Source organism: Ignavibacteriales bacterium (assembly GCA_016709155.1).
Taxonomy (GTDB): Bacteria; Bacteroidota; Ignavibacteria; order Ignavibacteriales; family Ignavibacteriaceae; genus JADJEI01.
Window position 1 is genome coordinate 717,734 of sequence record JADJEI010000013.1, and the last position, 20,547, is coordinate 738,280.

Genomic DNA, 20,547 nt, shown 5'->3' on the forward strand with positions numbered 1-20,547 from the left:
AAAAATATCTTTTCCCTCATTCTGTTACTGTCAGCATATTGATGAAATAACTCTCATATTTTGGACTATAATTTCACTCAATACGTTTATGGTAGTTTCTTAAAAGAATAATATTAGATAAGTTTAAACGTTATTGAAAAAATATTTTATTCTAAACTTGCATTAAATCAGAGAGCACTGAAGTGAAATTTTTCCCTGAAAATTTTTTCATCACTGATCCATTCATTGAAAATGGCGAATTTATTTTCCTCTTGCAAAAAATCATTATTGTGCTTCTGATTGGCAGTTTGATTGGATTGGAGAGAGAGCATTCTCGGGCTGAGGGCTCAAAAATATTTGCTGGAATTCGTACATACACATTAATTGCACTTCTTGGGCTTATCTCCGCAATCATTTCTGAATTTTCAGTCATATGGATTTTGCCGGTTATCTTTATTGCCTTCTCCAGCCTTGTTATTGCTTCCTACATTACGTCTTCTAAAAATGGTAAGGTAGGTGGCACATCGGAAATTGCTGCACTACTTACATTTTTATTAGGGGCACTGGTTTATTGGAATCTGATTTTACTTGCCGCTGCAGCAGCAGTCATTGTTACTGTTTTTCTCTCATTAAAGATTCAGTTGCATAATATTGTCGGCAGTTTAGGTGAACAGGACATTTATGCAACCTTGAAAATGGCAATCATAACCATCATCATATTACCCTTGCTACCTGATAAAACGATTGATCCGCTAAAAGTACTCAATCCACGATTGATTTGGTTAATGGTTGTTCTGGTCAGTGGTATAAGTCTTTTGGGTTATCTTGTTATTAAATTCTATGGTAAAAATAAAGGTTTAGCTGTCACCGGATTGATTGGCGGGTTTATTTCAAGCACCGCTGTTGCATTTTCTTTTTCGAGAAAGAGTAAAATTCAACCAGACTATTCGACTACATTTGCGCTCGGGATTTTATTGGCTTCATCCATTATGTTTCTACGAATTGCAGTAATAATATTTTTATTGAATCTCTCATTAGCTTCATCACTTTGGATTTTGCTATCAATATTTTCCATTTCAGGTTTTATGATCAGCTATTATTATTCAAAAAGAATTATCAAAAATTCCATCCAGTTAGTCGAAGTGAAAAATCCTTTTGAGATAAAATCAGCTTTAGTATTCGGTTTAATTTTTGCAGGGATTCTTTTTCTTTCCAAAGCAGCACAGAATTATTTTGGCGATACTGGAATTTATGCTGCCAGTGTTCTTGGCGGTATTTCAAGTGTTGATGCTATTGTGCTGTCGGTTTCTAAAATTGTGAATGAACGAATATCATTTCGAATCGCTTCAGAAGCCATCATTATAGTCGCCGCCACAAATACGATTGTGAAACTGATAATTGCTTCAATCTGGGGAGATAAAAAATTAAAAGAAATTGTTGTCCGTGGATTAGGATTATTAGTTCTCATTCAGCTTCTTGTTCTATTTTTTCTGGTGATCAAACTTTGAATAATTACAAACTTGAAATTCAATACGACGGGACTAACTATGCAGGCTGGCAAATTCAAAAAAATGCTGCTACAATTCAACAAAAAATTACTGAGGCATTAAATTTAATTCTAAAAGAAAAAATAAACCTGATTGGTTCAGGAAGAACTGATGCCGGAGTTCATGCCGTCGGTCAGGTGGCTAACTTCCGAACGAAAAAAGTTATTGATATTTATTCCTTTAAACATTCATTAAATGGGATTTTACCAGTTGATATTTCAATTACTAAGATGGAGTCAGCAAATGAGAATTTTCATTCAAGATTCGATGCTAATCGAAGAATTTATTTCTATCTTATTTCTAAAATTAAATCGCCATTTCTGTTAAAGTATAGTTACCGCCTGCATCAACCGATTGATTTAAAGGGGCTGAATCTCCTTAGCAATGCGTTAATCGGTACGAATGATTTTACAGGGCTTAGTCGTAAAAATCCCTCCCTTGAAAATAAAGTCTGTACTATTTATTCAGCACATTGGAGAGAATTAAAAAATATTATCCTTTTCAGAATCGAAGCTGATAGATTTTTGCATGGAATGGTAAGGATTATAGTTGCAACTTTATTGAATGCGCAGAAACAAAACTTAGGAAGGGAATCTATAATAAAAATTTTAAGGGGAAAAGATACTTTGCTTGCAGCCGGTGCAGCTCCGGCTAAAGGATTATTTCTTTACAAAGTTCTTTATGATTGAGTTTGTATTGTTATTTTGCGCTTAAATAATATTTTGTCATATTTATTAGACTAATTCAACTAACTAATTAATTCACAATCATAGAGGTTAATATGGAATTTATTGGATATTTTCATCCAAAAATTATTCATTTCCCGATTGCTTTTTTATTGATCTATGCTCTGCTTGAGATTATTGGTGTATTATTTAAGAAGGATTTTTTTTCGAAAGCAGCACACCTATTTCTATTTCTTGGAGTTCTTGGTGCAGTTGCGGCAGTGCTTACCGGTAAACAAGCTTTTGAAAATTTTGAGTATTGGAACAAAAAAGCAAGCGATATATTAGAAGAACATGAACGATTTGCTAATATCACTCTTTGGTATTTTGCTGCTCTTCTTGTTCTTAGAACATTTTTAACTGTCAAGAAAAAATTTACAGGTGCAATTCAATATGTAATTGTTGTGCTTGCAATTGTTGGGACATATTTTGTATATGAGACAGGTGAACACGGTGGACAAATGGTTTTTCAACACGGCATAGGAACTGAATACAAAATAAAAATTATGGAAGAATGATTTCCTTCAATCCTCAAAAAAACCTGCCTGCATTTCTTATCCTTATCATTTTAATAAATGCAGCAGGTTATCTTTTAAGATTTTTTCATATGATACTTATTTTATCTTTTTAGGTTTCAGATTTCACATCTCTATTCTCATATTTATTTTCCTCTTAACTGACAAAGAATTTATCTCTTTTCTAAAAAATTATTAATAGAGCCCGGTTCGTTTAACCTGGTCAATATGCTTCTCTTAATATTGTTACCAGCGTTGATCATTGGTGGTGTTTTGCTGCTGATGAAAGAAATTAGGATTGCGAAACCGGATAATTTTTTATGAACTCGGAATTTCCTCATTAATAGATTATCCTATTTATCTGATTTGGAATTTTTCAAATATTGCTTCAGTTGTTGCGGTGATTTTATTTTCTGTTTCTATGAAGAAAAAAAAAATCATTTCGAGCGCATTCGTTTTTTTCCTGATTTATATTTCAGAAGTTATTCAAACGGAATTTGAAAAATTTGATTATTTCCCGTTGATCATTTTCGTATTGTTTTCGTTTTCGATAGGATTATTGATTAACCGAATTCAGAATTTTTATTTTCTATCCTCTCTAATTTTTACGACCATTTGGTTATGGATTTTAGGTTTTGGCTGTGATAACAAATTATTCGTTAATCTTTTTCTCGCTGCTCGATATGAAAGTTGGGAAGGTTTCTTTTTACCCGGTAAATCTGTATAAGAATTCCTAACAATTGGGGCTATTGTCATATTTTTATTTGCAGTGTTTTTTAACTATCTGTTTTCAAAAAAGGTAATTGAAAAAACAAACTAATTCAGTTAGATTTTTTTTGTATTTTCTACTGAAGAAAATAAAATTAAATGAAAAAGTACTTCACCATTCTATTAATAATTCTTTCATCACTAAACTTTGGAAAAGAGCTTCCATCGGATAAAGCTCGCGGGTTTTTCATCGCAATTGGAGTTGGACCGAGACTGCCGGTTTTTGATTTTGCCACCTCCTCTGAATTGGGATATGGATTTAATCTTGAATTGTCTTACACAGACAATGAATATTTACCGTTTTTTATATTTAGTAAAATAGGTTTTGAAACTTTCCCCGGTTCAAATGATTTCTACAAAACAACAGACTATTCAAACTTTTCAACTAACGTACTGCCAATAAATTTAGGAATCCGATATTTTTTTCCGCCGGTCTTGGAGCAAATCGTTTTAATTATTCCTTTCTCTGAATTTTCTTTTGCTTACAGCTATTATGAAAAACTTCATCAGTTCAAATCAGGAACAGGAAAGTCCAATTTTCTTGAAAGCAATTCCAAAATTGGATTTAGCGCCGGTGCCGGGATCTCAATGTTCTTAACGGAATTTTTAGTTACATATAATTATTATACCGACAATCAATTTGTCGGGTTCGATTTAAAAGTAAGATTACCATTATTCATTAGTTTTTAGGAGATATCATGAACTTCCAGACATTATTATTCGATGTAAAAAATCATATTGCTTTAGTGACTGTCAACCGACCAGAAAAACTTAATGCATTAAATCATACGGTCATAGAAGAATTAAAATCAGTTTTCAGTTTCATAAAAGAAAGTGACGACGTGTTTGTTGCAATCGTAACCGGAAGCGGCGAAAAAGCTTTTGTCGCCGGTGCAGACATTGCTGAGATAAATCAACTCGATGTCCTATCAGCTAAATCTTTTGCCGAGAACGGACAATCAGTTTTTAATTTGATTGAAAATTGCGGCAAACCGGTGATTGCAGCAGTGAACGGCTTTGCTCTTGGTGGTGGGTGTGAACTATCACTTGCATGCCATATTCGAATTGCTTCTGATAATGCAAAGTTCGGACAGCCCGAGGTTAATCTTGGTATTATTCCTGGTTACGGTGGAACGCAAAGGCTTGCACGATTAATTAATTCAGGACGGGCGATGGAATTAATATTAAGCGGAGATATGATTAATGCTGAAGAGGCATTACGGATTGGATTAGTTAATAAAGTTTATCCGAAAGAAGAGTTAAGTTCAAAAGTCTTTGAGTTTGCTGAGAAGATCGCATCTAAGGCTCAGCAGGCAGTGAGACTCGCTGTCGCTTCAATTAATGCTGTTGATGAAATGTCTTCAAAGGAGGGGCAAAATTATGAAGCTTCTCTTTTCTCTCTGTGCTGCGGTACATCGGATTTTAAAGAAGGCACTGCAGCTTTTCTCGAAAAACGTAAAGCAGAGTTCAAAAATAAATGATCCGATTTCTGACTAGTCTAATTAAAGATAAAAAGAAAATCTCCATCCTTTTATTTTCAATTGCTGTTTTATTGTTGTTGATCAATGTAGTCGTTGCTAAAATTTATCCGCTTAAAACTGATGTAAAAAAAAATGTCTCTGAAGCTGAAATCAACAAGATGTTTTATGATGCCATTAAAAAATTTGGATTTAATGATGAATGGATAAACAAAAAGTTAGTGAAGGATAAATTCTCCAGCATTTCTTTCACTAATTATATAATTCGTGTTCCTTCCGATCTTCCAATTCCTGTTTTATTGAATCAAGTGTTTGAAGATTTCTCTGCTACCGAAACAGCTATCCTATCGAATGAAATAAAAAACAGGCAGTCTTTCAACATTAGAAATATTCTCAAGCGAAAAAAAAATTCTGAAGGCTGATTTTGATTATGACAATTCAATTCACCGTAAGTCGGTTTCGATCGGGTTTATCATTTATGACGGGGATCATTTGGATGAAGATAACTTTAAAATACTCAACTCATCGGCTGAAAGATTTTCATTCTTATTTTACCCCGGTTACGAATTGAATAAAATTCTAGATAATTGCAATAAAGAATTTTCCTTAATATTAAATGATGATATAACCGAAGTAGATTATAAACTTGAAACGGGATATTCCGCTGATCGGCTGCAGCTTTCAGTAAAAGCAATTATAAACTCTTTTGGCAATGCAGCTTTTTTTATGATTGATGATGAATCATCCCTTTTCAATTCATCAAAAGGAGAAATGATTATTGATTGGTTGGAAAAAAGCAAACTAAGATTTTTGCATAAAGATAACATCTTTCATCTTTCGTCGGAATTTAATTTAGCCGGTGAATTTCATGACTTATTAAACTCGATGAGCGATGGAGAAGCAAAACTGGTCTTAATTAGTTCGGCTGATTATCTATCCATTGATGATGAGATTGCCGGTGTGAAAAAAATAGGTTATAAGTTCATTAATCCATCCGAAGTTATAAAGATGAATCAAGTGAGCGCTGCTCCGTTATAATTAAGTTCAATTAAATTTTTATCGGCAAATTGTTCCGTAATTATTTCCTTGCTGCCAACTAATACTGCAACACATTTAGTCTCATCAATAAATTGATCGGCGATCGAATTAACCTCGCCTAATGTTGTATCCTTTATTTTATTAATGTAACTGGCAAAATAATCATCGGGCAAATTCAACTGCAGTTTAAAGGAAATCCTATTTGCTAAACTACTGATTGTTTCGTAATCAAGAGGATATTTTTTAATATGATAAGACTTGACAGATTCAAATTCTTCAGCATTTAATCCATATTTAAGTTTATTAATTTCATAAAATATTTCATCAACCGCTTTGCGTGTTACTTCTGAGCTGACAGATGCAGCGATGGAAATTTTGCTTGAGTATTTTAAGTACAAGTTTGAAGAAGAAACTCCGTAAGTGTATCCATTCCTTTCTCTTAAATTTTTATTAAGTCTGCTTGCGAAGTATCCGCCAAAAGCAGTATTTAAAAATATTTTTTTGAAAAAATTATCATAGACAAGCTGCCTGGTAGAGTGTCCAATTCTAATCTCTGTTTGAACGGCGTCTTTTTTATTCACGAAATAATAGCTCTGCGAAGTAACTGCTTCGGAATAATTTTCTTGCTTAATGTGTGAAGTTGATTTCCAATTGACAAAATATTTTTCGAGATTATTTACCAATTGCTCTTTAGAAATATTCCCAACAATAATCATTGATAAATTGTTCGGTAAATAATATTGTTTATAAAAATGTAACAGATCATTATTTGAAATTTCTTTTACAGTGTAATCATAGCCTAAAGATGGATGAGCATAAAAACTTTGTTCTCCAAATATTTTCTGGTAAAAATTTCTATTCGCAATGTATTCTGCATTGTCTTTTACCTGGATTAGCCGCGTAAGGACCTTTCTTTTTTCTCTTTCAAAATTTTGCTCACTTAAGTGAGGTGATAAAAGAATTAAACTTAAGAGATAAATTGACCTGTCAATGTTTTCAGTAAGTGTTAAAATATTAAATGACGTAATGTCGTCACTGCAATCAATGTTAAATTGCGTGCCAAGCATATCAAACTCTTCTTCAAGTTGCAGGGCATCAAATTCTCCGGCACCTTCATCAATACAATTTGATAAGAGCCTCGCAAGTCCCTTTTTTTCTAAAGGATCGTGTGCACTTCCCGAATCAATCTGCGCGATAATCCGAACTATCGGCAATTCATTTCTTTGAAGTAGAAATACGTTTATTCCATTTGACAGAGTAAATTTTTGAAACGAAGGAAATTCGTAATCAAGTTCTGGAGTTGCTTCGGGTTTTAGATTTCGATTTATAAAAGTCATCTATCTTTTTCCGGAAGAATCCTTAATTCAAAATATGGGCTTGTTAGATATTTATTTGCAGCCCTTTCTATATCTTCAGTTTTCAAATTTGTAAACCTTTCGAGATCAAAAGACAAGCTGTTGGGTTCACCTAAATAATAGTCATAACTATTTATTATATCAGCAAGTGAATCCAGCCTTTGTAAAGAATAAATAAAAAGAGACTTTAAAATATTTTTGGTTTTTAGCAGCTCCGTTTCAGTAATTGAATTAACTGCAATCTTTTTTAATTCACCGAAGATTTCATCTTTAACTTGCTCAATACTTTTACCTGGTTTAACCGTAGCTGCAATCATAAAATGACCGCCGAACTTTCCTGAAAAATTATACGCTGAAACATCTTGAGCAATTTCTTTTTCATAAACAATAGAATTGTACAATCTTGATTTTTTCGAATCAGTAAGAATATTTGCCAGAATAATTAATGCGGACTCATCTTCATGAAAAAAATTGACCGATGACCAAACGAAGTAAATTCTTGAGAGCTGAACATTATCGTAATGAATAAAAATTTTGTTTTCAATCAAATGATTTTTCCGCGCCGCAGGTAATTTGGAATCGGAAAAATCAGGAATCTCGCCGAAATATTTTTCAACTAAATCTTTCGCCTGCTGGAATTCAAAATTGCCTGCAATAACAAGAGAAGCATTTGCCGGTGAATAATGCTTTTTAAAAAATGAAGTAACATCATCAATAGTAAAACTTGTAATATCGTTTATCGAGCCGATTGTAGATGAATTATATGGATGATCTTGCGGGTAAATATTGGCAAGAATTAATTCCCATGCTAAGCCATAAGGCTGATTATCATAACGTTCAAGTCTTTCATTTTTTACAACGTCCTTTTGATTATCAAGTTTTTCCTGTGTGAGTGCGGGGAGAAAAAATCCCATCCTGTCTGATTCAAGCCACAAAGCAAGTTCAAGATAATTTGATGGAAGCTTTTCATAATAGTTGGTTCTATCAAAAGCAGTAGAGGCGTTTAGTGATCCCCCTGCCTCTTGAATATATTTGAAGTGCATCTCTTTCGGTACATTTAGTGAGCCTTGAAACATCATGTGTTCGAAAAGATGCGCTAAACCGGTTTTGCCTTTAACTTCATAAGCGGAACCGACTTTGTACCATAGATTTACGGCAGCAAGGTGGGGTTTATCTGCCTTGTGTAAAATTATCTGAAGACCATTCTGAAGCTTGTATTTTTCATACTTTAGGTCAAGATGATTCATAAAAAATATTTACTCATCAATGTAATAATTTCAATACGCGATCAAGGCGAATCGAGCCGATGAGTTTCACAAACTCAGAAAAGGGAATGTCTCTATCCCACGAAAACAAGGTAATGAAAGCCTCACCCACCACCATGTCTCTTGGAACAAATCCCCAGAACCTGCTGTCAAGACTGTCATCACGGTTATCGCCCATCATAAAGTAATAATTCTTCTTGAATGTATAAGAGGTTACAACCTTGCCGTCAATTAAAATTTCATTTCCCCGAATATCAACAATGCGCTTTCCATTTTCTCGATCAATCGTCATTCTCCATTGTTCAATGTTATTTATATTTAATGGAACAGTGAAGCCTTCATAAGGAACGACAAGCGGACCATAATTATCTTCATTCCAGGGCATGCCTTTGGGGAAAATTCTCGGGTTTGCAATTCCTTTTGGAATTGATTGCATGTTCATAGAATATCTTCCGGCGTAATATTTAATATGAGGGGGGCGCCAAAATTCTTTTCCATTTACATAAACAACTTTATCAACAATAACAATTGTATCACCCGGTGTTCCGATGCATCTTTTAACATAGTTTACACCAAGCTCTTCCGGAACTAACTCATCTCTATTTCCTGGAAATTCAAACACAACGATATCTTTTGCCTGCGGATCTTTGAATGCCGGAAGTCTGAAATGAGGTATTTCCGTTTCTGTTAATGGTATATATTTAGGCGAGCTTGAACCGTAAACAAATTTATTTACAAGCACAAAATCACCAACCAGAATTGTATCTTCCATAGAGCCGGTTGGAATTCTTGTATTCTGAATTACAAATGTGATAATAACAAAAGCGGCGGCGGCGGCATATAATAACTGCTTTATAAACTCGATTACTTTTTCTTTTGGTGTTTTCGGTTTTACAGGTTCTTCTTTTTTGTGTTGAAATATCTTTTTTAAATTTTCTGTAAATGACAATTGACTGCTCCTATTTTGAAATTTTGGAATGCAAGTTAAGATTATTTTAGATTAAAAATTAAGTTCAAATATTTCTGATTTGAATATTCACTACTCAAATATAAATAGTTTGACTTCACTCAAAAAGGGAATTATAATTGAGCAGAATCATCATCAAAGACTTTTGAAAATTGAGAACTACTTTTCAATATCATTCTTGTGAAAGCGGGAATCTGATTTATAATCAACGGATTCCTGTTTACACAGGAATGACGAATTGTGGCAATGCCATCAGAAGTCTCATATATTCAATTGTTAAAAATAACAAGAATGATGCAAAAGGCAGACTTAATTTCGTTTGAGATATCTTTGCACGAGCCACTACAATACATATAATTAGCCTGTGTAAACCTTGTATATATGAGTGCAATCATATAATTAGCGAGCGCAACCCTTAGTAAATGTAAACCTTGCATTAACAAGTGTAAACCTTGTATCAGCGAGTGTAAACATTGCATTAACAAGTGCAAATCTTGTATTAGCGAGTGTGAATCTTCCACGAGTAAGTGTAAATATCGAAACTCATAAAAAAATCAATTCAATATCGCTTCACTTTTAGTTATTTTCGATAAAGAAAATTTAAACAGAAGATTTTATGAACAGAGCACAAAAAGCCGGTCTGATAATTGGTTTGATCGCTGCTGCAGCTATTTACTTTTTAGCGCAGATTTATCCCGGAAATTCAAACGCGTTTGTTATGGCTGCAATAGCTTCCTTGATGGCAATTTGGTGGATTACGGAAGCTGTCCCTTTGGCTGCGACATCTTTGCTTCCGTTAGTTTTGTTTCCGCTTTTAGGAATAAGTGATGGAGAAAAAGTCGCCTCATCATACATCAATTCTGTTATTTTTTTATTCCTCGGAGGATTTATTATTGCGCTCGCAATGGAACAGTGGAATCTTCATAAAAGAATATCATTAAAAATAATTTCGTGGTTTGGCGGAACTGCTTCAGCAATTGTCGTAGGGTTTATGTTCGCAACAGCTTTTATCTCAATGTGGATTTCGAACACTGCCGCAGCATTAATGATGCTTCCGATTGCCTTATCTGTAATTAGCAATTTAGAAAATACACTTGGAAAAGCGAAACTTGAAAATTTTTCCAAAGCCATGATGCTTGGAATAGCTTATGCGAGTTCTATTGGGGGGATGGCAACATTAGTTGGAACTCCTCCAAATCTTGCACTGATTAAAATACTTCAAATCACTTTTCCCGAATCACCTGCGATATCTTTCGGATCGTGGATGACATTGAGTTTACCAATCTCCGTCATAATGCTTATAGCTGCAATCATTCTGCTGACAAAAATAAAGTTCAAAGTATCAAGCGACTTAAAAGTTGAAAAGTCTTTTATCATTAATGAATATAAAAATCTTGGTAAAATAACTTTTGAAGAAAAGGCAGTGGGAATAATTTTTTGTTCAACAGCTTTACTATGGATTTTCCGAACCGATTTGAATTTTGGGTTTATCAAAATTCCCGGCTGGCAAAACCTGCTGCCATTTCCGGAGTTTATAAATGATGGAACCGTAGCAATCTTCATGTCACTGATAATGTTTTTTATTCCATCAAAAAGTAATTTGAACGGAAAAAAAACAATTATTGATGTAGAGGTATTTCAAAAAGTTCCTTGGTCTATCATCTTGCTGTTTGGAGGGGGATTTGCATTAGCGCAGGGTTTTTCGGTTTCAGGATTATCAGAATTAATTGGTCAAAGCATGTCCGGGTTTTCATTCTTATCGCCTCTGATATTAATTTTAATAGTATCATTGTCATTGAATTTTTTAACCGAGTTGACTTCGAACACTGCAACAGCAAATATGATTCTGCCTATTCTTGCGTCAATTTCCGTAGCGATGAAAATGAATCCGCTTTTGTTGATGATCGCAGCAACGCTTTCTGTTTCAATGGCATTCATGCTTCCGGTTGGAACACCGCCAAACACTATAGTATTTGCCAGCGGCAGATTAAAAATCAGCGATATGGCAAAAACAGGATTTGTATTAAATTTGGTGGGTGTTGTTATAGTTTCATTGCTGGTATATTTTTTAGGTACAGTTTTATTTGATCTTTCAACTTTCCCGGTTTGGGCAATAATTAAAAAGTAAGTGGAGTGAAATGTATATTTATCAAGTGACAATTGGAATTAAGAAGGAGGTGGCAGACGAATGGGTAAAATGGATGGAACAAACTCATTTGCAAGATGTCTTGAACACAGGGGCTTTTCTTTCGCATAAATTTTATAAAATAATAATTCCATCCGGTACATCAGATGAGGTGAATTATATAGTTCAATATAAATTTTCTGCGTTGAAAGAATATGAATTTTATCAACTGAATTACGCCGCCAAACTTCAAAAAGAACACTCCGATAAATTTAAAGGTAAATTCCATGCAGCAAGAGCAGTTTTCGAAGAGGTTAACGAACAGTACTGAATGAAATTATAGGGAAAGAATTTTACCTATCATTGAAAAATTATTTTAATTATCTATAAATCAAAAAGGAATTAATAATGTCGAAATACTTTTCTTATCAATTAATAATAGCTTTAATCGGCATTTCGCTTGTTAGTGCATCAGCGAAAACATTTGCAGATATTTCAGGAGGCGACCCCGAAAAAATTGAAAATTTTACTCTTAATAATTATGACGGTAATAAATATTCACTTTCCGATTTCAAAGATTCCAAAGCGATCGTACTGATTTTTATTTCAACTCAATGCCCGGTATCGAATGCGTATAATTCAAGGATGGTTGAACTGAATAAAAAATTCAAAGAAAAGGGAGTTACTTTTATAGGAATAAATTCTAATAAAGAAGAGACAAATATCAACATAAAAAAACACGCTAAAGAAAAAGGATTGGATTTTTTAATTCTTAAAGATGAAAAGAATATTATCGCAGATAAATTGAACGCAACTGTAACTCCTGAGGCATACGTATTAAATCCTAATTTTGAAATTTTATATCATGGCAGGATAGATGATTCTCAAAATGAAGTAAAGGTGGAGGTCAAAGATCTAGCGAACGCACTGACTCAAATATTGAACGGTGAAAAGGTTTCGAATCAAAGAACAAAAGCATTTGGCTGCTCAATCAAAAAGATTTAACTAATGATAAGATTACTTTTGATAGGTATTTGTTTTAGCTTTTTCTTAACGGGCTGCTTAAAAAAGAATGATGAGCCGGTTCAGAAAACTCAATCGGAGCTGAATAATAAACGAATAGCACCACATCCATACAACGTTCCCGAACTTGATTCGGCGAATCTTAGTCAGCTCATAAGTAATAGAAATGGACGAGCACTTTTTATAAATGTTTGGGCAACCTGGTGTGAACCCTGCATACAAGAATTTCCTGAACTTGTAAAAATTTTCAATGAGTATAAGACGAGAAATATTGATTTTGTGAGCCTCAGCGTTGATCAGCCCGAAGATGATTCAGTTGTAGTTGCAACTGTTAAAAAATTCAAAGCCGGGTTCAATGTTTTTATTGCAGCCGAAAAACAAAGTGAACAAATAATAAACATGCTAAACCGTAATTGGAGCGGCGAAGTACCGGCAACATTCATTTACAATGGGAGTGGGAAGCAGGAAAAAATAATTTTAGGCGGAAGAAATTTTGATTTCTTCAAAAGCTCAATTGACAGTGTTTTATTTCGATGAGTGAATCCTTTGAGAAGATTAATTTTAAATATTCTGCTCTTTTCTATAATGATGATTTTTATTTCTTGCAGAGAAGAAATCATTCAACCGGATAATATTAGCGGAAATATTAATCAGCCAACACAAATAAAAGAATTTAACTCTTACACCTTCATTATCAATGCAGATAACGCAAACTTCACACTTACTGAACCGACCAGTTTTACATTTGATATTGTTAATCTATTAATAACCAACTTAGATTATGATAAAGGTGTGGTTAAACTAAATATTTTAAATGATAATGGAGATTCATATTTCGAGTATTTTGTAGATGAAGAAATTGCTTCGCGCATAATTTCAGTGCAAGGATTTATTCCTTCGTCAATAGAAATTCAATTGATTGATTTTACAGGAAAATTAAAAGTCCAACTTTCGCCATATTAAACACTATTTTATATCAGAAATAAATTTATTAATACAAGGAATAAAAAATGAGAATTATTACTAAATCGTTATTAGCAGTTTTGTTTTTGGGAATTTCGCTATTAGCGCAGCAAGCTTCGGACTATTTCCCTTCAAGCACAGGATACACATGGAATTATAAATATACTCCACTTGATTCGGTGAATAATGAAATTGATTCGATAGTTTATTATGGAATTGATTCATTTGCAGTTGTGGAAAATTATAAAGGTAGATCAGCGAGCATTGTCCTTTCTAAAACAGGAACGCTCGAAACCCTTCCCTTCATACCTTATCTTGATACTTCTTTTTTAAGCTTCAGCGGAATGGATGCCTATGAATATTTCAGAGCGGCTAATCTTTCTGCGGTTCTTGCATATCTCGATTCGCTCGGAATAGACTCTTCATTTAGTTTCTTAGGATTATTTACTTCTCTCGAGGCATGGTATGATACTTATAGATTTGGTTCTTCGCTAAATACGGATTATTTAATTTATTCGAAAGACACATCGGTCACAATCAATACGCTTGATGTTCCACTAAGATTCAAAGCATCCGGCAAGCGATTGGAAGATGAAAACATTGATACACAAATCGGTTCGTTCCTTGCCAAGAAATTTTTGATTACACGCTCTATTAGTTACCTGTTGATTATCCCACCCCTGCCAGCGATTGAAATTCCAATTTTATCAAGCAAAGATTCGTTGTGGATTGCACCGCAAAATTGGGTGCTCAAAGAAATTATTCCTTCAACATTAGTGGATCTTTCAATATTGGGTTATGATACATTATACATTCCAGGATTATCAACGGAAATTATTCAACCAGTAACTGATGTGAGTGAAGAAAATTTTGCAGACCCAAATTTCACATTAAGTCAGAACTACCCGAATCCATTTAATCCTTCAACCACAATTTATTATAGCATTCCAAAAGCTTCACAGGTTAAACTGAGTGTTTATGATGTGCTCGGCAGAGAAGTTATTCAGCTTGTAAACGGTTTCCAATCTGCAGGAAGTTATAATATTGTTTTTGATTCAAATGCATTGCCGAAAAATTCTTTGACAAGCGGCGTTTATTTTTACACTATTCAGTTTGAAAATCTTTCTATTTCAAGAAAAATGATTCTGCTGAAATAAGTCAAGCGAGAAAAATTTACTAAGAAAATTCTTAGTTATTTAAACAGATTTTAATAAATTTGTCCGCTGGTTATTTCAATTATTTAAATATTCATTTTTCTAGGAATTGTTAAATGCGGTTAAAGCCAAATAAATTATTTTTTCATAAAGATGAGGTAATGTCCTTGCCGGTTCGTGAAGAAATCGAAGCCAAATATAAGTGGAATCTTCAGGATATTTATTTAACAGATGATGATTGGGAATCTGATTTTAAATGGGTGGAATCCCAAATTCCGAATTATAAAAAATTTGAAGGTCAATTATCAAGCAGCGTGCAAAACTTATTCGCATGTTTCAATTTTGATAATGAAATTGGAATAAAACTTGAGCGGCTGCATCTATATGCAATGCTTGCAAAAGATTCAGACATGAGGGTTACAAAATATCAGGCGGCAGATGACAGGATTCGTACTTTATATTCCAATGCAAACACGGCAAGTTCATTTATAAGACCCGAATTAATTTCCATCTGCGATAATCAATTGCTTGAGATGATAAATAATTTAAGTGAACTTAAAATTTATAACCATTATATTGAAGAACTTCTAAGAACTAAAAAGCATACGTTGGATAAACAACGCGAAGAAATTTTAGCACTTGCTTCGGATGCTCTTCAAACGCCTTACAATACTTACTCACTCTTTACAAATGCCGACATTGAATTCCCATCTGTGGAAGATGAGAACGGAAGTAAAGTTCAAATGACTCATGGCAGATTTTATTCTGCAATGTATTCTAAAGAGCAGGCTTATCGTGAACGAGCGTTTAAAGCTTACCTGAAACCCTACAAAGATTTTATGAACACGTTTACTTCGCTGTTTAATGGAAATTTAAAGACAAATATTTTTAATGCTAAAGTCAGAAATTATTCATCAGCAAAAGAAGCTTCGTTGGACAGGAATAATATTCCTGTTTTTGTTTATGATAATCTTATTAACGCTGTTGGAGAAAATTTAGAGCCTCTTCATCGCTGGGCAAACCTGAAAACGAAATTACTTGATGTAAAAAACCTCCACCCTTATGATGTTTATGTTACAATATTTCCGGAATCGTCAGAGAAAGAATATGACTTTGAGGAGGCAAAACAACTTGTTCTTGAAGCACTAAAACCAATGGGAGAAAATTATCTTTCTTCGTTGAAAATGGCTTTCGATAACAGATGGATTGACGTATACGAGACAAAAGGCAAACGAAGCGGGGGATATTCATCCGGAACTACTTTCGGTGTTCATCCTTATGTGTTGTTGAATTGGACAAACTTATTGAATGATGTATTTACACTTGCTCATGAAATGGGGCACAATATGCATTCATATTACACCGGTCTTAACCAACCTTTTATTTATTCTAATTACTCTATTTTTCTTGCAGAGGTTGCCTCTACCTTTAACGAATCACTCCTCCTTGATCATTTGATTGAGCGTGCACAGAACAAACAGGAAAAATTATTTTTACTTGAAAAATATTTGAATAATATTACGGCTACTTTTTACCGCCAAGTTATGTTTGCTGAGTTTGAATCTATTGTTTACGAACGAGTAGAAAAGGGAGAGGCGTTAACGGCTGATACTCTTTGCCAACTTTATAAAGATATTTACCAAAAGTATTGGGGACCGGCAATGATAGTTGATAAAGAGGAAGAATACACCTGGGCGCGCATTCCGCATTTCTTTTATAATTTTTATGTCTTTCAATATGCAACCGGTATGGCGGCATCGGAAGTATTGGCAGCAAAGGTGAAAAGAGAGGGTTCGCCTGCTGTTAAAAAATACCAGGAATTTCTAAAAGCCGGAAGTTCAGATTATTCTATTAATATTCTAAAGCGTGCCGGTGTTGATATGAATTCGAAAGACCCTGTTCTTGCCGTAACAAAAAAAATGACTCAACTACTGAATGAAATAGAAGATTTAATTTAATGACTTTTTAAATTCTAATAGTATGTTCGTACAAACCAAATCCGATCTAAATAAATATTTTCTTTCTCTTACTTACGATGATTTGAGTTTAATTCCCACGCAAGTTTCCGTATTGAAATCGCGAAACGAAGCAGTGACTAACTCACAATTTCTTGGTCTCAATTTATCAGTACCAGTATTATCCAGCCCGATGGATACTGTTACCGGAATTGAAATGGCAAAAGAATTATCAAGGCTTGGTTGTCTTGGAATTCTAAATAGATTTGACTCATCGCTGGATGAAATTTTATCTGAAGAGGTTGAGGGTGACGGCATTAAAGCCGTATCAATAGCTTTATCAACCGAGCTAAAGGTAATAGAGAAACTCGCTTCGAAGCGATATGTAATTTGTTTAGATACAGCTAATGCAAATAATAAGGAAGTGCTTCAGAAAACATACGAGATAAAAAAACATTTTGATTCAAAAATTATTATTGGAAATGTCGCACACGGCTCAACATTGGAACAACTTGATAGCAGCGGTGCTGATGCAGTTCGAGTTGGGATAGGTGGGGGGAGTGTTTGCACAACTTCGATTCAGACAGGAATAGGAATCGGTCAGGTTTCTTCTTTGCTGGATGTTTATTTTACACGCAAAGAAAAGAAATTAAAAATAAAAATAATCGCGGACGGCGGAATCAAAAGTTCGGGTGATGTTGCAAAAGCTATCGCACTTGGTGCAGATGTTGTGATGCTCGGAAGAATGCTTTCGGGTACTCGTGAAACGCCCGGCGAAGTAATAAAATATAATGGTCAATTGTGGAAAAAGTACAGAGGTTCAGCTTCATTTGGAGTGAAGATGCGGAATGAATTTATTGAGGGTGAAGAAACTATGGTCGCATACAAAGGGGCGGTTAAAAATGTAATTGATAGTATTTCAGATGGACTAAAGAGTTCGATGAGTTATATGAATTGTTTAACTATTGATGAACTTCGCAATACCGAGAGTTTCGCAGTTCTCAGTACAAGCAGTTACTTAGAAAGATTACCTAAAATTTAATTCAGATTGATCTAACGAATTCTATAACCGGAGATGATCCGGCTTTTTTATAGCTTCATTCGTTTTAATCTTAGAGAATTACTAACAACAGAAACAGAGCTGAAAGACATCGCTAATGCAGCAAACATCGGGTTAAGTAATCCCAACGCTGCAAGGGGAATCCCGATTACATTGTAAATAAATGCCCAGAAAAGATTTTGTTTTATAACTCTGATTGTCTGTTTGGAAAGTTTAAGTGATTTAATAATACCGTTAAGATCTCCATTCATTAATACTACTTTTGCACTTTCGATAGCCACAACCGTACCTGTTCCAATAGCAATGCCCAACATCACTTTGGACTAAGGCAGGTGCATCATTTATTCCATCACCCACCATAATAACTTTTTTATTTTCGCTTTGAAATTTTTTACAACACTTGATTTATTCTCCGGTAAAACCCCAGCTTCAAATTTAGAAATTCCAACTGTATCAGAAACTCGTTTAGCGACATTAAAATTATCGCCGGTCAGAAGAACAGATTCCAAATTATTTTGTTTTAACTCTTTAATTACTTCAGCAGCGTTACTCTTTATTGAATCATTAACTGTGACAAATCCTTTTGCTGCTCCATTTATTGCAAGAAAAATTATTGAAGAACTATCATTAGAATTAGTTCTCAATCTTTTAAGCATAATGCTTAAATCAACATTATTCTCTTTCATATATGATTCGTTGCCGGCTAAAATAAAATCATTATCAAATTTTCCCTTCAATCCTTTACCGGGTTTAGCTTCAAAATTATTTAACGATTTAAGATTTATATTTTTTGTTTTTGAAAAATTGATAATTGCTTTGGCAATCGGGTGTTCGGATTTACTTTCCAAAGAAGCAAGCAGTGATAGAAATTCTTCTTCAAAATAGTTATCAGTATAAATTCCATTAACAGATAAAATCCCATCTGTTATAGTTCCGGTCTTATCAAAGACTATTATATCCGCCTGATTCAAAGTTTCTAAACTTTCACCATCCTAAAAAGAATGCCGTTCTGAGCGCCTTTACCCATCCCGACAATTAGAGCTGTTGGTGTTGCCAATCCCAATGCACATGGACATGCGATTATCAGCACTGCAACAAAATTCATAAGTGCAAGGCTAAAATTATCAGGCGATAAAAATAACCAGATAAAAAAAGTAACTAATGCAATTGCAACAACAACCGGAACAAATACAGCTGCAACTTTATCAGCTAAGTTTTGTATTGGCGCTTTAGAACCTTGTGCTTCTTCAACTAATTTTATAATCTGTCCGAGTACAGAATTATTCCCAATCTCTGTAATTTTAAATTCAAATGATCCAGTCGAATTTATAGTTCCGCCAATCACTTTTGATCCTATAATTTTTTCAACCGGTAAGCTCTCGCCGGTTATCATTGCTTCATTAACAGTGGATGAACCCGAAATAATAACTCCATCAGCAGGAATCTTACCCCCGGGTTTGATTACAACTATATCATCAAACTTTAAATCTTCTATTTTCTTTTCAATCTCACGATTATTTTCTTTAACGATTGCAGTTTTTGGTTGTAATTCAATCAGCTTTTTTATTGCAGTTCCAGTTTTTGATTTTGCCCTGCTCTCAAGCCACCTGCCTAATAATATTAAAGTTATAATTACTGCAGTCGTATCGAAATAAACATGAAGTTGATTATTATGATGAGAAAACCATTCGGGGAATAGTGTGAGCAGTAAGCTAAAAATAAATGCGGCACCGGTGCCTATTGCAACCAGCGAATTCATATCAGCAGTAAAATGCTTTAAGTTATTCCAGAATATTTTATAAAATCTTTTACCTGATACAAACACCACCGGCGTTGTCAGAATTAATAATATTTTATTTATCTCTTCAATGCTCAGGAAATTCCTTAGAAAAAAATCTTCCCACATTATTCCCATATTTATTAGCAGTATTGGCACTGAAAGTACGGCTGCGAATATCAGATCATTCTTTAATTCTTTTAAGTGAGTGTCCGTTTTTATCTCAGCAGTATTATTTAAAGAAGTTTGTTTATCAAGTAAAGACAGATCAAGCTTGTAACCGGCATCTTCAATTGATTCGGCTAATTTTTTTAAATCAACCAGGTTTGGATCATATTCAAAAGAAGCTTTTTCGGTAGCAAGGTTTACATTAACATTCTTTACCCCGTCAAATTTAGAAATTGTTTTTTCAACACGTGCTACACAGCTTGCGCAAGTCATACCTTCGACAGGCAAAGATAATTTTTCGATCTTTACTTCTTTCACCATACTTCTTTTATTCTTTTACGATATATCCAGCAGAAACAATTGCTTCTTTGATTTCAGAAGTTTTAACTTTTGCTTCATCAAATTGGACTTTAGCTTCACCGATTTTTACATCTAAATCATCTATTGCCAATTTTGATATTTCTTTCTTAACTGCCATAACACAATGCTGGCAGGACATTCCTTCGATCTTTATCTCAAGCTGCATAAAAAATTCTTTCCTATAAAATTAAATTTAATTAACAGTAAGATAAAAAATATTAAACGGATAGTTTTGGTAAAAAAATAACTTATCACAAATAGGGAGGCGCGGGCACAATTATTTTAAGGTGAAAAGGAAAACCATTTGCTTAAAATGGGGATGAAG

Annotated in this window: 20 protein-coding genes and 1 pseudogene; 16 read left to right on the forward strand and 5 right to left on the reverse strand. The window is 34.0% G+C overall.

All coding sequences use genetic code 11. The features are described from left to right. The first annotated feature begins 182 nt into the window (after positions 1-182). The 8 genes from IPH11_16665 to IPH11_16700 all read left to right on the forward strand — a co-directional run bounded on the left by IPH11_16665 (position 183) and on the right by IPH11_16700 (position 6,050). Positions 183-1,487: an MgtC/SapB family protein gene (locus tag IPH11_16665; GenBank protein MBK6915208.1), complete on the forward strand. Its 1,305-nt coding sequence runs from the start codon at positions 183-185 to the stop codon at positions 1,485-1,487. After that, entirely contained in the window at positions 1,484-2,215 is a 732-nt protein-coding gene (gene truA, locus IPH11_16670) for a tRNA pseudouridine(38-40) synthase TruA (protein MBK6915209.1), read from the forward strand. Before IPH11_16665 ends, truA begins: the two co-directional genes overlap by 4 nt. A 92-nt stretch (positions 2,216-2,307) precedes the next feature. Then, positions 2,308-2,769, forward strand: coding sequence for a DUF2231 domain-containing protein (locus tag IPH11_16675; protein MBK6915210.1), 462 nt, complete (start codon positions 2,308-2,310; stop codon positions 2,767-2,769). A 295-nt stretch (positions 2,770-3,064) separates the two neighbouring features. Then, positions 3,065-3,493, forward strand: coding sequence for a hypothetical protein (locus IPH11_16680; protein MBK6915211.1), 429 nt, complete (start codon positions 3,065-3,067; stop codon positions 3,491-3,493). Between the two features lie 140 nt (positions 3,494-3,633). Continuing rightward, positions 3,634-4,224 carry a hypothetical protein gene (locus IPH11_16685; GenBank protein ID MBK6915212.1) on the forward strand — a complete coding sequence of 197 codons (591 nt, stop codon included), beginning with the start codon at positions 3,634-3,636 and terminating at the stop codon, positions 4,222-4,224. 8 nt (positions 4,225-4,232) lie between these two features. Next, positions 4,233-5,015 carry an enoyl-CoA hydratase/isomerase family protein gene (locus tag IPH11_16690; GenBank protein MBK6915213.1) on the forward strand — a complete coding sequence of 261 codons (783 nt, stop codon included), beginning with the start codon at positions 4,233-4,235 and terminating at the stop codon, positions 5,013-5,015. Next, positions 5,012-5,434: a hypothetical protein gene (locus tag IPH11_16695; GenBank protein ID MBK6915214.1), complete on the forward strand. Its 423-nt coding sequence runs from the start codon at positions 5,012-5,014 to the stop codon at positions 5,432-5,434. Before IPH11_16690 ends, IPH11_16695 begins: the two co-directional genes overlap by 4 nt. 70 nt (positions 5,435-5,504) lie before the next feature. Then, a complete protein-coding gene (locus tag IPH11_16700) occupies positions 5,505-6,050 on the forward strand; it encodes a hypothetical protein (protein ID MBK6915215.1) in 546 nt (181 codons plus the stop codon). On the opposite strand, the gene IPH11_16705 is transcribed toward IPH11_16700, so the two are convergent. Genes IPH11_16705 through lepB form a run of 3 tightly spaced genes read right to left on the reverse strand, consistent with a single transcriptional unit; the run spans position 6,026 to position 9,619 of the window. Beyond that, positions 6,026-7,387 (reverse strand): insulinase family protein, encoded by a 1,362-nt coding sequence (locus IPH11_16705; GenBank protein ID MBK6915216.1) that lies wholly within the window; start codon positions 7,385-7,387, stop codon positions 6,026-6,028. The genes IPH11_16700 and IPH11_16705 overlap by 25 nt on opposite strands. After that, positions 7,384-8,652 carry an insulinase family protein gene (locus IPH11_16710; GenBank protein MBK6915217.1) on the reverse strand — a complete coding sequence of 423 codons (1,269 nt, stop codon included), beginning with the start codon at positions 8,650-8,652 and terminating at the stop codon, positions 7,384-7,386. Before IPH11_16710 ends, IPH11_16705 begins: the two co-directional genes overlap by 4 nt. A gap of 16 nt (positions 8,653-8,668) precedes the next feature. After that, a complete protein-coding gene (gene lepB / locus IPH11_16715) occupies positions 8,669-9,619 on the reverse strand; it encodes a signal peptidase I (GenBank protein MBK6915218.1) in 951 nt (316 codons plus the stop codon). Positions 9,620-10,253: 634 nt separating this feature from the next. Here lepB and IPH11_16720 point away from each other — a divergent pair. The 8 genes from IPH11_16720 to IPH11_16755 all read left to right on the forward strand — a co-directional run bounded on the left by IPH11_16720 (position 10,254) and on the right by IPH11_16755 (position 17,899). Further along, on the forward strand, positions 10,254-11,765 hold the full coding sequence (locus tag IPH11_16720; GenBank protein ID MBK6915219.1) for an SLC13/DASS family transporter: 1,512 nt from the start codon (positions 10,254-10,256) through the stop codon (positions 11,763-11,765). Positions 11,766-11,775: 10 nt separating this feature from the next. Next, positions 11,776-12,093 carry a DUF4286 family protein gene (locus tag IPH11_16725; protein ID MBK6915220.1) on the forward strand — a complete coding sequence of 106 codons (318 nt, stop codon included), beginning with the start codon at positions 11,776-11,778 and terminating at the stop codon, positions 12,091-12,093. A 77-nt stretch (positions 12,094-12,170) separates the two neighbouring features. Further along, entirely contained in the window at positions 12,171-12,767 is a 597-nt protein-coding gene (locus tag IPH11_16730; GenBank protein ID MBK6915221.1) for a thioredoxin family protein, read from the forward strand. Between the two features lie 3 nt (positions 12,768-12,770). Further along, entirely contained in the window at positions 12,771-13,322 is a 552-nt protein-coding gene (locus IPH11_16735; GenBank protein MBK6915222.1) for a TlpA family protein disulfide reductase, read from the forward strand. Between the two features lie 9 nt (positions 13,323-13,331). Then, on the forward strand, positions 13,332-13,748 hold the full coding sequence (locus IPH11_16740; protein MBK6915223.1) for a hypothetical protein: 417 nt from the start codon (positions 13,332-13,334) through the stop codon (positions 13,746-13,748). A 47-nt stretch (positions 13,749-13,795) separates the two neighbouring features. Continuing rightward, positions 13,796-14,905, forward strand: a complete 1,110-nt coding sequence (locus IPH11_16745) for a T9SS type A sorting domain-containing protein (GenBank protein ID MBK6915224.1) — start codon at positions 13,796-13,798, stop codon at positions 14,903-14,905. 113 nt (positions 14,906-15,018) lie between these two features. Then, a complete protein-coding gene (gene pepF, locus IPH11_16750) occupies positions 15,019-16,860 on the forward strand; it encodes an oligoendopeptidase F (protein MBK6915225.1) in 1,842 nt (613 codons plus the stop codon). Between the two features lie 22 nt (positions 16,861-16,882). Beyond that, the gene (locus IPH11_16755) at positions 16,883-17,899 is read left to right on the forward strand and encodes a guanosine monophosphate reductase (protein MBK6915226.1); all 1,017 of its coding nucleotides are present in this window, start codon (positions 16,883-16,885) and stop codon (positions 17,897-17,899) included. A gap of 47 nt (positions 17,900-17,946) precedes the next feature. On the opposite strand, the pseudogene IPH11_16760 reads toward IPH11_16755, so the two are convergent. Then, positions 17,947-20,180, reverse strand: a pseudogene (locus tag IPH11_16760) (copper-translocating P-type ATPase). A 10-nt stretch (positions 20,181-20,190) separates the two neighbouring features. After that, a complete protein-coding gene (locus IPH11_16765) occupies positions 20,191-20,388 on the reverse strand; it encodes a heavy-metal-associated domain-containing protein (GenBank protein ID MBK6915227.1) in 198 nt (65 codons plus the stop codon). Positions 20,389-20,547 lie beyond the last annotated feature (159 nt).